The sequence below is a fragment of the Microbulbifer sp. MI-G genome, assembly GCF_030440425.1.
GTDB classification, from domain to species: Bacteria; Pseudomonadota; Gammaproteobacteria; order Pseudomonadales; family Cellvibrionaceae; genus Microbulbifer; species Microbulbifer spongiae.
In genome coordinates, this window is record NZ_CP098023.1 from 451844 (window position 1) to 464436 (window position 12593).

The following is a 12593-nucleotide window of genomic DNA, read 5'->3' on the forward strand; positions in this document are numbered from 1 at the left end:
GGCGCTTACTCGTCGAGGAAGCTGCGCAGGTGTTCCGATCGGGACGGGTGTCGCAGCTTGCGCAGCGCCTTGGCCTCGATCTGGCGGATGCGTTCGCGGGTTACGTCAAACTGTTTGCCCACCTCTTCCAGGGTGTGGTCTGTGTTCATGTCGATACCGAAGCGCATGCGCAGTACCTTGGCTTCCCGCGCGGTCAGGCCGGAAAGCACCGAGCGGGTGGCGTCGTGCAGGCCGGTCTGGGTGGCGGTGTCCACCGGTGAGGACTGGTTCTGATCTTCGATAAAATCGCCCAGGTGCGAGTCCTCATCGTCACCGATGGGCGTTTCCATGGAAATGGGTTCCTTGGCGATCTTGAGAACCTTGCGCACCTTATCCTCGGGCATTTCCATACGCTCGCCCAGCTCTTCCGGTGTGGGTTCGCGGCCCATTTCCTGCAGCATCTGGCGGCTGATGCGGTTGAGCTTGTTGATGGTCTCAATCATGTGCACCGGGATGCGGATGGTGCGCGCCTGGTCTGCGATGGAACGGGTAATGGCCTGGCGAATCCACCAGGTGGCGTAGGTGGAGAATTTGTAGCCGCGGCGGTATTCGAACTTGTCCACCGCCTTCATCAGGCCGATATTGCCCTCCTGGATCAGGTCCAGGAACTGCAGGCCGCGATTGGTGTACTTCTTGGCGATAGAGATCACCAGGCGAAGGTTGGCTTCCACCATTTCCTTCTTGGCACGGCGCGAGCGGGCTTCGCCGATAGACATGCGGCGGTTGATTTCCTTGATCTGGCCGATATCGAGGCCGGCGCGTTCCTGGCACAGGGCCAGTTTGCGCTGGGCGCGGATGATGTCGTCCACTACGTGGCGCAGGGCGTCTGAGTAATCGCGCTTTTTCTTGATGACCGCAGGAATCCAGCCTTCGTTGGTCTCGTTGCCGGGGAATTCCTTCACAAAGGTCTTGCGCGGCATGCGGGCACGCTTGATACACAGACTCATAACGAGGCGCTCCTGCTCGCGCACACTGTCGAGAATGTAGCGTACCTCGCCATAAAGGGGGTCGAACTGGCGCGGTGCCAGTTTGAAGTAGCGGAAAACTTCACCGACGGCTTCCAGGGCCTTTCCGGCCTCCTTGGAGCTGCGGCCATGGGCTTCTATTGCGGCATCGGCGGCTTTTTTTGCCGCTATCAGGGCACCCATACGCTCGGCCAGCTCTTCGGGATCGATGCCGCCAATGTTTTCCTCTTCCTCGTCCGTCGTTTCTGTATCGCTGGTGGCCTCCGCGGCCTGGCCGGCCTGGGCCCCAGGGGGAACATCTTCGGCGGGATCGAGCCAACCGGCGATCACGTCCGGAACACGGCGCTCTTCTTTCCCGATCAGGGCGTACTCGTCAATGATCTGCTGAACGGCGCCGGGCCAGTAGGCGAGAGCGGCCATCAGTTCCCGCAGGCCCTCTTCGATACGCTTGGCAATGGCGATCTCGCCCTCGCGCGTGAGCAGCTCAACGGTGCCCATTTCGCGCATGTACATACGTACCGGATCGGTGGTGCGGCCCACATCGGACTCCACCGCGGCCAGTGCGGCGGCGGCTTCTGCGGCGGCGATCTCATCGGCGGAGCTGTCGCCTTCGGCCATCAACAATTCTTCGGCATCGGGAGCCTTTTCGAAGACCTTGATGCCCATATCGTTGATCATGCCAATAATGTCTTCCACCTGATCGGGATCGGAGATGTCTTCCGGCAGGTGATCATTTACCTCGGCATAGGTGAGATAGCCCTGCTCTTTGCCGCGGGCGATCAGATCCTTGATGCGGGAGGTCTGCTGTTGGGTTTTGTCGGTCATGCACAACCCTGAATTCTTGGGATGAAAATACGGGACAAAGACGCGGGATTATAGCGTATTTGCATTAGCAATAACCACTCTGGCTGTCAAGTGACAGCATTGGTGTGCGGTTTGGGGTGCTTGTGGCTCCCGATCCCGTCCGCGGGTGGGGGTGTGTGAATATAGTGTTCAGCCTGCAGTTTTCAAGGGCATAGTGCAGATTAATTGTGTTTTTTTCGCCAATTGGCCAACAGCGCCAGCTGCTCTTCGGGGCTGAGCTGGGCGCCGCTTTTCAACTGGGCCAGCAGGTCGCGGTTGCGCTGCCTGCTGGCGGACTCCTCCAGGCGTTTCAGGCAGTCACTGAACTCCATGTGGGGGTCGTACTCCAGATTGCTGTCGCCCTGAGCCAACTGGTGAATGCCGGACACCAGCGGGGACATGGCGAGTCTGGCCAGGATGTCGCAGGCGTCGGCTCCGTGATGGGCGCGCCAGTAACCGAGCAACTGGTTCAGGTTGTATTCGGGGCGGTCCCTGAGCAGCGCCACCAACTGAGAGAACAGCACCAGGTCGGGATCGCTGCTCGCGCGAAAGCGCTCCAGATCCCCGACCTGGGCGCACAGCTGCGGGTGGTGCAGGAGCAGGGCAATCAACATGCGTTCCGGCGGCAGGTGGTACTGGCCTCTGCGGCGCGGGCTGTCCCCTTCTGGTTCAAGATAGGGCGTGTCCTCCGCTGGCCAGGGCTGCGGTGATGTTCCGTGCTGGATATCCTGACTGGATTCTTGCGACGCCACGGGTGCCTGTCCGCTGGCGGTGTGCCGGGGCTGCTGGGCTTGGGTGTTGCGCGCTTTTTCTGCGCGGATCACTTCCTGCAGAGTCTCCTTATCGAGACCGGTGCGCGAGGCCAGCTGCTGAAACATCAACTGGCGGTAGACCCCTTCCGGCAGCAGATCCAGCAGGGGCGCGGCCAGCTTGGACAGGCGCGCGCGGCCGTCCATGGTCTGCAGGTTGATGTCCTCGCTGAGCAGGTCGAAGAGGAAATCTTCCAGTGGCAGGGCCTGCGCTTCCATCAATTGCTGGAAGCGTTCCCCGCCCAGTTGGCGCACCAAGGTGTCCGGGTCTTCCCCCTCTGGCAGCAGCAGAAAGCGCAGGCTGCGCCCGTCCTGCATCTGTGGCAGGGCGGATTCCAGCGCGCGGCGGGCGGCGGCGCGGCCGGCTCGATCGCCATCAAAGCAAAACAGCAGCTCGGTGGCGTGGCGGAAAGCCAACTGGATATGTTCCTCGCCACAGGCGGTGCCCAGGGTGGCCACCGCGCAGCGGATACCGAACTGCGCCAGCGCCACCACATCCATATAGCCCTCTACCACAATCAGGCGGTCCAGATTGCGGTTGGCCTGGTGCGCCTCCCACAGGCCGTAGAGTTCGCGGCCCTTGTGAAAGATCGGGGTTTCCGGCGAGTTCAGGTACTTGGGCTTTTCGTCCCCCAGCACCCGCCCGCCAAAGGCAATAGTGCGGCCGCGCTGGTCGCGGATCGGAAAAATAATGCGGTTGCGGAAGCGGTCGTAGTGGTGCCGTGCACCGGCTTTGGTGTTGCCATCGTTGTCCCGGCGGCGAATGGCCAGGCCGGCCAGCGCCAGTTGCTCGGCTTTCTGCGCAGAGTTCGCCAGAGCGTTTAGCAAATTGTCCCAGCCCGGCGGCGCCAGGCCGATACCGAAATCGCGGGCAATCTCGCCAGACAGGCCGCGATTGCGCAGATAAGCCACGGCGTTGCCGGCGGCGGGATGACTGCGCAACTGTTCGCGGTAGTAGTCGGCGGCTTTTTCTGTGAGCTGGTAGAGGGGCTGGCTTTCCTGCTGGCGCTTCTCCCGGCCCGGCGCCGGTTGCTCGCGGGGTACTTCGAGGCCGCGTGTTGCCGCCAGCTTTTCCACCGCCTCGGGGAAGGGAAGGCGGTCGTACTCCATCAAGAAGCCGATGGCGTTGCCGTTGGCACCACAGCCAAAACAATAGTAGAACTGCTTGTCCGGACTCACGGTAAAAGACGGGGTCTTCTCGTCGTGGAAGGGGCAGCAGGCGGCGTAGTTCTTGCCGGTTTTGCGCAGTTTGACCCGGCTGTCCACCAACTCGACGATATCTGCCCGGGCGAGCAGATCGTCGATAAAGTGCTGGGGGATCCTGCTGGCCACGGCGCTCTCCGTTTCGGGATCAGGCCAGCTGGGCTTTGACCAGTTTGCTCACCGCGCCCATATCCGCGCGGCCCTGCACCTGCGGTTTCACCTGGGCGATGACCTTGCCCATATCCGCCATGCCGCTGGCGCCGGTATCCTGAACGGCGGAAGTGACGATTTCGTTGATCTCGGCTTCGCTCAACTGCCTGGGCAGAAACTCCTGTATCACCTCGATCTCGGCCTGCTCAACCGCCGCTAGCTCGGCGCGACCGGCCTTCTCAAATTGGGTAATGGAATCGCGGCGCTGCTTGATCATTTTGTCCAGCAGGGCGAGGATGCGGGCGTCGTCCAGGTCGATGCGCTCATCCACTTCTACCCGCTTGATCTCGGCGTTGATCAGGCGCAGTGTGGCCAGGCGCTCCTTTTTACGCGCTTTCATTGCGTCTTTGGTGGCCTGGGTCAGGGTGTCCTTGAGAGTGCTCATAGTGGGTGTTCCGGGATTGCGATTAGAGATGCTGGGTGCTAAGGATAGCGCGTCCGTGGCCGGGGGAGAATGCGGCTGAGAAAACGAAAAACGGCATGCGAGTATCACTCGCACACCGTTTGTGGAGCACCCCTCGGGGTGCATGGCCCATGCAGCGTCTCGCTGCAGCAGGCGGAATACTGCCTGGGGCGGCGCTTAGGCGCTTAGTAGAGGCGCTGGAACTTGCGGTTTTCCCGCTGAAGCTTCTTGGCGTGGCGCTTTACAGCGGCAGCGGCTTTGCGCTTGCGCACTGAGGTCGGCTTCTCGTAGAACTCGCGACGACGCACTTCAGACAGTACGCCTGCCTTTTCACAGGAGCGCTTGAAGCGGCGCAGGGCGATATCGAAGGGTTCGTTGTCTTTGATTCGTACAGAGGGCATTAGGATACCTGTTAAAATTCATTTCACTCGGCCGTTCCGGCAACACTCCCGCAGTTGTGTCCGGTGGCCGGTTCACAGCGAGGGCGCAAATTCTAAACACTCCCCTGCGGGATCGCAACCCCATTTTCCAGTATCATAACCCCACTTAAATAAGGGTAACGAGTGTGGGGTCAAGTGCGCGTTCTCGGTATTGAAACTTCCTGTGATGAGACTGGCGTCGCTATCTACGACTCAGAATCCGGTCTGCTCGGCCACGCACTGTTCAGCCAGGTGGCCTTGCACGCAGAGTATGGTGGTGTCGTCCCCGAACTGGCGAGTCGCGATCATGTGCGCAAACTGCTGCCTTTGGTGCGCCAGGTCATGGCAAAGACGGATACCACACCCTCGAACCTGGACGGCGTGGCCTACACTGCCGGCCCCGGCCTGGTCGGCGCCCTGATGGTGGGGGCCTGTACCGGCCGGGCCCTGGCCTATGGCTGGGGCATACCCGCGGTGGCGGTGCACCATATGGAGGGCCACCTATTGGCCCCGATGCTGGAGGAGAATCCGCCCGCTTTTCCCTTTGTGGCCCTGCTGGTTTCCGGTGGCCACACCCAATTAGTAGAAGTGCGCGGTCTCGGTGACTATACCCTGATGGGGGAGTCTGTGGATGACGCTGCCGGTGAGGCCTTCGACAAGGCGGCCAAGATGCTTGACCTGGATTACCCCGGTGGCCCGCGCCTGGCAGCCCTGGCCGAGAAAGGCGATCCCAAGCGTTTCACTTTCCCGCGTCCTATGACTGATCGCCCGGGTCTGGACTTTAGTTTCTCAGGTTTGAAAACCTATACCCTGACCACCGTGCGCCAGCATGCCCATGAAGATGGCCTGCCGGATGAACAGACCTGCGCGGATATTGCCGCGGCATTCCAGGAGGCCGTGGTGGATACCCTGGTGATTAAATGCCGTCGCGCGGTCAAGGCGTCCGGGTACAAAACACTGGTGATTGCCGGCGGGGTTTCCGCCAATAAGCACTTGCGCGAGCGCCTGACAATGAGCCTGCGTAAAGACGGTGTCAGTGTCTGCTACCCTCGCCATGAATTCTGTACCGATAATGGCGCTATGATCGCCTATGCGGGCAGCCTGCGCCTGCAGGCGGGTGCGCAAACAGGTTTGGCGGTGGATGTGCGTCCGCGCTGGCCCATGGCCGAATTGTCCAAGACCGCACTATAAAAAGACAGCCGCTCCGGCAGTACAATGAAAGGAGCTGATAGATGGATATTGTTTATATACGGGATTTAAAGGTGGATACCATTATCGGTATCTATGACTGGGAGCGGGAGGTGCGCCAGACCGTCAGTGTCGACCTGGAGATGGCTTTCGATATCAGCGAAGCGGCGCGCACAGATAATATCGAGTACACACTCAACTATAAGGCGGTGGCCAAGCGCTTGATCGCCTTTATTGAGAGCAGTGAGTTCCTGCTGGTGGAAACCATGGCGGAGCAGGCCGCTGCCATCGTGCGAAACGAGTTTGCCGTGGTCTGGCTGCGCCTGCGTTTATCCAAGCCCGGAGCTGTGCGCGGTTCCCGGGATGTGGGTGTCATCATTGAGCGCGGCGAGAGGCCGGCAAAAGGTGCAGCTGCAATGTCTGCGGGAGTGTAAACGTGGCTCAGGTGTATCTCAGCCTCGGCAGTAATGTCAATCGTGCGCAACATATCCGCGCAGCGCTGGCGGCGCTGGCCGCACAGTTTGGCGAGTTACAGGTATCCCGTGTTTTCGAGAGTGAGGCGGTGGGATTCCAGGGGGATAACTTTTACAATCTGGTGGTGGGTCTGCGTACAAGTCTGCCGGTGGGGCAGCTGGCACTCTGCCTGCGCGGCATCGAGGATGCCAATGGCCGCCTGCGCGCGGGGCCGAAGTTCAGTGCGCGCACCCTGGATATCGATATCCTCACCTATGATAACCTCGCAGGCACCGTCGATGGGGTAAAGCTGCCGCGGGGTGAGATCGTAAAAAATGCCTTTGTATTACAGCCTTTGGCAGAGATAGCCCCGCAAGCCGTTCACCCGATCGAGGAGAAGACTTTCCGCCAGTTGTGGGACGAATACGATCGGGCTTCGCAGAAGCTGTGGCCGGTGGAGTTTACTTGGCCTGAATGGTGAGCTTGCCAGAGAAACTTAAAAAGCAGCCGCAGGGTGCTTTTTTATTTTTGTAGGCATCCTAAAAATCTTTGGTCTAGTGGTGCGCGGCCAACAGCGTCCCGCTCGAAACCCTGATTGTCCATGCACCGAGTCAACTCGCCTCGATCGGTAGGGTTGGCCATAACGCCCTTGGCTGGTTTTTTCTATTCCTGACTGTTGGATAACAGCCGGATAATGTCCAGGGTCTTGCCGGGCTCCCAGCGCATGGCGGATACCACGCCGTGCATAGCCAGCAGGCGCCGGTCGAGATCCCCCCTATCGCGAAGCTGCCGCAATTTTTCTCTGGCCTTTTTATAGCCCTGCTGTTCATAGGCCAGCAGCAACGAGACAGTTTGCTCCGCTGGGGTTACCTGGCGGGGAACCGGTGTATACCCCATGGCTTTTACCATACTCTCAGCTGCCAGCCAGGTGGACCAGGGGTTCTGGCCGGTAATGAGTTGGCCATCCACACTGACCTGCGCCAGATAGGCGGGTCCGCCCTGAAAAACTGCACCCTGCTCGCGCAGGCGATCTTCCAGCAGAAAGGGAAACCGCTGTGCGGCGTCGGGAATCAGAAACAGCTCTTCTTCATTGGTGAAAGCGCTGATTTGGCGGCCGGCAATCAGTGGCTCGCCACTGTCCAGGGTGACGTTGGCGAGCGCTGCCGGTCCATGACAAACGGCACCAATGACCTTGCCGTTTTTATGGAAGTCCCGAACCAGAGCCTGGATATCGGTATTGTCGGGAAAATCAAACATGGTGCCCTTGCCGCCGACAAAAAATATGGCCTGGTAGTCCCCGGCGGATACCTGATCAATGGGAAGACTGTGATTTGCCTTTTGCTGTGCCTCCCGATCATTGAGAAAGGCGTAATCGAAAGGCCCCATATCGTCTTGATCAATGACCGCAGGTGGTTTGCCCCCTTTGGGGCTGGCAATATCCACAGTAAACCCATTGGCTGTAAATACGTAGTAAGGGCGGGCCAGTTCGGTCAACTCATAGCCGGTGGGTTTGGCGGAGTCACCCATCACCCCTGTGCTCGTGACTACAGCCAGCACTTTGCCCCGTTTGATATCGGGCCTTTGTTGCAAATAGTGCAGTTCACCGCGTGTTGTATTGGAAAAGTCCTGTTCCAGTGGGGGAACCAGGCTCTGAATCCAGACAATAAAAGTGAAGCAGGTGCCACAAATGACAGCGAGCGCAATAAGGAGTTTCTTCAACATGCCGATCTCCAAAAACGTAGCGAAAATGGTGAATCTTGCGGGTTATCCAGTTAGCCCTTGAAAGCATAAAGTGCGGCAGGTGAAATCCGGGTGAGATCGCTACTCAACAGATCGATTGTTGAATTGATCTCTCGGTTCTTAAGCGCAGTTCACATCGATAAGTGTTTTGCTGGCACTGAAGCGCCATTGTCCAGCCCAGGGCTGTACAGATTCTTGTTGCCAGAAACAATCCCTGACCGATGCCTTTGCTGCCCTCTCTTTTTTGTCCGGAAAGCAGTGTCTTTTTTGTATCGAGTGCAGTCTCTATGGGGTTTTCAAAAAATATGGCACTTCTCTTGGTGTGAATCCTCAGTTCGGGTTTGGATGCATGTTGCAGGGCATTGCCGATCAGGTTGTCGAATAGTAATGACACGAGATGGCGGTTGGCCAGAATCTCCCGGTCGCTTTCTACTTCAAGCTGTATCTGGAAGTTTTTGTGAATAAGGATTTGGTGCTGTTTCAGGAGGCGCTCTTCCAATAACGGGCGTAACCAAAAGGGTTCCGGCTGCAGGGATTCCGAACGGGCCAGGGCCAGCAGAGTCATTACTGTTTTCTCCATCCCGGTCACCGTTTGTAAAAGCTCTGTCTTTTCAGAAGCTGTCATGGTCCTGTTTTGGCTCAGAGTCAGGGTACCTTTGAGAATGGTCAGGGCCGTGCGGAATTCGTGACTGGTGTCGCGGGTGAATTCGGCTTCCCTCTGCAGTGCCTGTTTGAGCTGATTGATGGTGCTTTCCAGGGTGTAGGCCAGATAGCCAATTTCATCCTTGTCACCACTGTGGGGCAGGGATACCAGGGCATCGCAGCTTCGTTGCTGTTTGACCGCTTCCGCCAGGGCAATAACCGGGGCGATTGTTTTTCGGGAAATACCGTAGGCACAGTAAAGTGCCAATAAGACTGTGAAGGTACATGCGCTGCCAAAGAGCCAGAGTAACCGGGCAGATTGTCGCGTGACAGTGATCAGTTCACTGACTTCTGCGGCGAGAATTGCGGAGCTGTTATCGGGGAAATGTACTCTCTGCAGGTGAAAGTGATGGTCTGAATCACTAAACCACTCGGCTTTTTCGGCGTGGTCTGGCAGTGCGCTGCGTAATTGTAGGGGAATGGGCTGCCCTTTGCTGTACAGCTTGAGATAGGGCAGGCGTGGTTCCGGTGGAAAACCGGTGATTTGTGCCTGCTGTTCAATATAACGGACCTCACCTTCGAGTAAATTATCGACAATGTGGTCTTCAATCACATAGGCGGCCAACAGGCAGATGGCGAAAAAGACCAGGCAGAGCAGCAGGGTAAAACTGCCAAATATCGCAAAGACTTTTTTTTGCAGTTTACTGGTTCTGCGCATTTGGGGTTGCCAATCGGTATCCCAGGTTGGTGATGGTTTTCAGCATGGGGGTCTCGAATGGTTTGTCCAATGCCTGGCGCAGGCTGTAGATATGGGATTTAAGGGCGTCAGTTTCCGGCGGGTCGTCGCCCCAGATATGGTGAATCATTGCCGAGCGGCTCACGGGGGCCGGTGAAGCCTGGGCGAGCAGGGCGAGAATGCGAAATCCGATAGCGGTCAGCGCCAGTGGTTTCTTGTCTCTGCAGGCGGTTTGTTGGCGGCGGCATATCTGCAGATCGCCGATCTGAAGGGTATCCCTGCTATGCAACTGGTGCCTGCGGGCCAGGGCACGGCAGCGCAGGATCAACTCCCGCGGGTCGAACGGCTTGCATAAGTAGTCGTCAGCGCCCAGTGCAAAGCCCTGCTCTTTATCAGTGATGGCATCGCGAGCGGTGAGCATCAATACCGGTATATTGACTGGCGCTTCCGCTTTAATCCTCTGACACACCACCAGGCCATCCATATCGGGAAGACCCAGATCGAGAAGCACCAGGTCAAAGATCTGCTCAAGCGCCAGCTGCACCCCCTGGCGGCCACAGCGGGAAAAATCCATTTGCCAGCCTTCGGCTTGCAGAAACTCGGCAACCTGTCGGGCTATGGCGGGGTTGTCCTCTATCAGCAGGATTTTCAGTGGGTGCACGGGAGTATTTCTTGTGGCCGAGAAAGTCGGCAAATATTCTGACAGGGTGGTGGTGAAATAGAAGTGAAGTTTCACCGCCGGAAGGCTTTGGGTCAGGATGGAAGGATACTCTGAGTTCAGATAGTGAGGTTGCGACCGCCGTCGACTGCGAGGATCTGACCGTTGATGTAGGGCGCGTTGCAAGTGAGGAAGCGCACGGTCCTGGCGATATCATTCGCGCTACCGGTACGGGCCAGGGGTATACGCTGGACAATGCGCGCTTTCTCGGCCGCGTTAGTGGTCTCCTGCTCGGGCCACAGGATGGCACCGGGAGCGACTGCATTGACGCGTACCCGGGGGGATAATTCCAGGGCAAGGCTTTTGGTGAGCATTACCAGCCCGGCCTTGGCGGCGCAGTAAATTGTGTGTTCGGGCATCGGGCGTTCGGCATGGATATCCGCCATATTGACAATGCAGCCCCCATTGCGGGCGAGGCTTCCGGCCAGGGCCTGGCTGAGGAAAAACGGCGCCTTGAGATTGCTGCCTACCAGTTGGTCCCAGTCCTCCTCGGTGGCACTGCCCACTGGCGTTGGGTAGAAAGCCGAGGCGTTATTGACCAGGACATCAATGCCTCCCCATGCTTCTTCCGCGCGCCGGGCGAGGTCGGCACAGGCATCGGCGCTATCCAGCGCGCTCTGCAGTGCTACGGCGGAATCCCGGCGGACTGCGTTGAAGGCGTTTGCGAGGGCGTGTGCCGCATCGGTCGAGCTGCGATAGTGGATGGCAATACGGTGATCCCCGTGCAGTTCTTTGGCGATGGCGCGACCGAGGCGAGCGGCAGCACCTGTGATCAACACATTACGCACGATAGGCTTCCTTTACCTTGGCAATCGCCCCAATACGCGCCCGGTCCAGTGCCCGGCCCAGCTTCGCACCCTCGTAGCCCTGTGCAATCAGCGTGTCGGCGGTCACTGCGGCTGCCGCTTCGCGGGCGGCGCGCAGGAAGTGAGTCTGGGGATAGTCCCGGTGCTCGAGTCCCTGGCGGCCGCGGGCGTCTGCTTCACAGGCGCGCAGGAAGTTCTCAAACCGCTCGGGGCGTCGCAATGCATCCAGACTGCGCATCATTTTCATAATGGTCTGTGGGTGCAGCTCGAATGCCCTGTGGCAGTGCAAATGGTATGCGCAGACACCAATAGCCAGTGCGGTCATTTCCTTGGGCGTGCGCCAGCGTTCGCAGACGGCGCGTACCAGGGGTACGCCGGCAGATTCGTGACCGTGATGACTGGGTAAAACCTCTTCCGGGGTTAAGCCCTTGCCCAGATCGTGCAGAAGGACCGCGAAACGCACAGGCAGCTCGGCGGGGGCGGTGCGCAGTGCCATCAATACATGCTCACCGGTATCTATCTCGGGGTGGTATACGGGGGGCTGAGGTACCCCGAACAGCTGCTCCAATTCGGGCAGAAGTACCGCCAGGGCACCACACTCCCGCAGCACCCGGATAAAGATATCGGGGTCCGGTTCCGTGAGAGCACGGCTGACCTCCTTCCAGATTCTCTCTGCTACCAGATATTCCACCTCACCGGCCTCCACCATCCGGCGCATCAGTGCCGCAGTCTCCGGTGCAACGGTAAAACCCAGATGGTGATAGCGTGCCGCGAAGCGTGCTACGCGCAGGATGCGCAGAGGGTCTTCGGCAAAAGCTGGGGATACGTGGCGCAAGATACGGGCCTGCAGGTCTTGCCGGCCTCCGTAAGGGTCGATCAGTCTGCCGTCGCTGGATTCGGCAATCGCATTGATCGTCAGGTCACGGCGCAGCAGATCTTCTTCGAGGGTGATACTGGAGGCGGTATTGACAGAAAAACCGCCATATCCATGTCCGCTTTTGCGCTCTGTGCGGGCAAGGGCATACTCGTCGCCTGTGTCGGGGTGCAGAAACACGGGAAAATCCCGCCCAACAGGTTTGAAGCCGCGTTCTAACATCTGCCGTTCATCGGCGCCCACAACCACCCAGTCGCGCTCATGTACAGGGCGGTGCAGCAGTTTGTCGCGCACTGCGCCGCCAACGAGATAGATCCTCAATGGGATAGCTCCAAAGCTGGGGAAAGCGGTTGCCCGACAGGGGGTTGCACTACCATAAATCCATTGCTTCCGACGCCGTTCAATCTCCAGAATGAGGGACAGGATGACAGGGCGAAAAAGTCTGGGATATTGGCAAGATAAAAAAAAGGCCCCGAAAAAACAAGGGGGCCCAGGGTCTTAGGGTATTCGCATTGGCAATGCGTGCGACTGCCAAAGAGTGCGTG

Annotated in this window: 12 protein-coding genes; 3 read left to right on the plus strand and 9 right to left on the minus strand. The window is 58.7% G+C overall.

The features are described from left to right. Nucleotides 1-5 precede the first annotated feature (5 nt). The 4 genes from rpoD to rpsU form a co-directional block, all read right to left on the minus strand. The gene (gene rpoD / locus M8T91_RS01840; RefSeq protein ID WP_301416266.1) at nucleotides 6-1829 is read right to left on the minus strand and encodes an RNA polymerase sigma factor RpoD; all 1824 of its coding nucleotides are present in this window, start codon (nucleotides 1827-1829) and stop codon (nucleotides 6-8) included. Nucleotides 1830-2029: 200 nt separating this feature from the next. Then, nucleotides 2030-3988: a DNA primase gene (dnaG, locus tag M8T91_RS01845; protein ID WP_301416268.1), complete on the minus strand. Its 1959-nt coding sequence runs from the start codon at nucleotides 3986-3988 to the stop codon at nucleotides 2030-2032. A gap of 19 nt (nucleotides 3989-4007) precedes the next feature. Beyond that, nucleotides 4008-4454, minus strand: a complete 447-nt coding sequence (locus M8T91_RS01850) for a GatB/YqeY domain-containing protein (RefSeq protein WP_301416271.1) — start codon at nucleotides 4452-4454, stop codon at nucleotides 4008-4010. Nucleotides 4455-4657: 203 nt separating this feature from the next. Next, nucleotides 4658-4873 carry a 30S ribosomal protein S21 gene (gene rpsU, locus M8T91_RS01855; protein ID WP_043319591.1) on the minus strand — a complete coding sequence of 72 codons (216 nt, stop codon included), beginning with the start codon at nucleotides 4871-4873 and terminating at the stop codon, nucleotides 4658-4660. 174 nt (nucleotides 4874-5047) lie between these two features. Here rpsU and tsaD point away from each other — a divergent pair, with 174 nt between their 5' ends. The 3 genes from tsaD to folK are packed head-to-tail and all read left to right on the plus strand — an operon-like array spanning nucleotide 5048 to nucleotide 7013. Further along, nucleotides 5048-6082: a tRNA (adenosine(37)-N6)-threonylcarbamoyltransferase complex transferase subunit TsaD gene (tsaD, locus tag M8T91_RS01860; RefSeq protein ID WP_301418986.1), complete on the plus strand. Its 1035-nt coding sequence runs from the start codon at nucleotides 5048-5050 to the stop codon at nucleotides 6080-6082. A 41-nt stretch (nucleotides 6083-6123) separates the two neighbouring features. Then, complete coding sequence (gene folB, locus M8T91_RS01865; protein WP_301416274.1) at nucleotides 6124-6513, plus strand: dihydroneopterin aldolase; 390 nt, start codon at nucleotides 6124-6126, stop codon at nucleotides 6511-6513. A gap of 2 nt (nucleotides 6514-6515) precedes the next feature. After that, a complete protein-coding gene (gene folK / locus M8T91_RS01870; protein ID WP_301416276.1) occupies nucleotides 6516-7013 on the plus strand; it encodes a 2-amino-4-hydroxy-6-hydroxymethyldihydropteridine diphosphokinase in 498 nt (165 codons plus the stop codon). A gap of 182 nt (nucleotides 7014-7195) precedes the next feature. Here folK and M8T91_RS01875 read toward each other — a convergent pair whose 3' ends face one another. The 5 genes from M8T91_RS01875 to M8T91_RS01895 all read right to left on the minus strand — a co-directional run bounded on the left by M8T91_RS01875 (nucleotide 7196) and on the right by M8T91_RS01895 (nucleotide 12369). Further along, nucleotides 7196-8254: a type 1 glutamine amidotransferase domain-containing protein gene (locus tag M8T91_RS01875; protein WP_301416278.1), complete on the minus strand. Its 1059-nt coding sequence runs from the start codon at nucleotides 8252-8254 to the stop codon at nucleotides 7196-7198. Between the two features lie 103 nt (nucleotides 8255-8357). Further along, nucleotides 8358-9632 carry a HAMP domain-containing sensor histidine kinase gene (locus M8T91_RS01880; RefSeq protein ID WP_301416280.1) on the minus strand — a complete coding sequence of 425 codons (1275 nt, stop codon included), beginning with the start codon at nucleotides 9630-9632 and terminating at the stop codon, nucleotides 8358-8360. Then, nucleotides 9616-10311, minus strand: coding sequence for a response regulator transcription factor (locus tag M8T91_RS01885; RefSeq protein WP_301416282.1), 696 nt, complete (start codon nucleotides 10309-10311; stop codon nucleotides 9616-9618). The genes M8T91_RS01880 and M8T91_RS01885 overlap by 17 nt, the downstream gene beginning before the upstream one ends. Before the next feature lie 116 nt (nucleotides 10312-10427). Beyond that, entirely contained in the window at nucleotides 10428-11156 is a 729-nt protein-coding gene (locus M8T91_RS01890; RefSeq protein ID WP_301416284.1) for a pteridine reductase, read from the minus strand. Continuing rightward, entirely contained in the window at nucleotides 11149-12369 is a 1221-nt protein-coding gene (locus tag M8T91_RS01895) for a multifunctional CCA addition/repair protein (protein WP_301416286.1), read from the minus strand. Before M8T91_RS01895 ends, M8T91_RS01890 begins: the two co-directional genes overlap by 8 nt. Between the last annotated feature and the right edge of the window lie 224 nt (nucleotides 12370-12593).